This is a genomic window from Maribellus luteus (assembly GCF_003576475.1).
Taxonomy (GTDB): Bacteria; Bacteroidota; Bacteroidia; order Bacteroidales; family Prolixibacteraceae; genus Draconibacterium; species Draconibacterium luteum.
Window position 1 is genome coordinate 1 of the sequence record NZ_QWGR01000103.1, and the last position, 265, is coordinate 265.

Here is a 265-nt window from a genome sequence, read left to right on the forward strand (position 1 = left end):
CGCCTCGGCGTCGAAGCCCTCGTCCGGCGCGTAGCCCCAAAGCTCGGTGCGGACCTTGTGGTGCAGCGCCTCGGCGAAGGCTTCGGCCAGCCGGTCGGCCAGGGCCGAGGCCATGATCGCCGAATAGTCGTCCCCCGCCGCCTTGAACCTGGCGACGATCTCGTCCTCGCCATGGCCGGCGGTGACCGCGAAGCCGCCGACATAGTCGGCCCCCGCCCCGACCGGCGCGACGAAGTCGGCCAAGGCGAGGTTGGCCTTGCCCTCG

The 265-nt window shown here is 72.5% G+C and carries 1 protein-coding gene; it reads right to left on the minus strand.

The features are described from left to right. Positions 1 to 265, minus strand: a 265-nt coding sequence (locus tag D1614_RS28120; protein ID WP_206610155.1) for a vitamin B12 dependent-methionine synthase activation domain-containing protein, incomplete at both ends; no start/stop codon positions are given.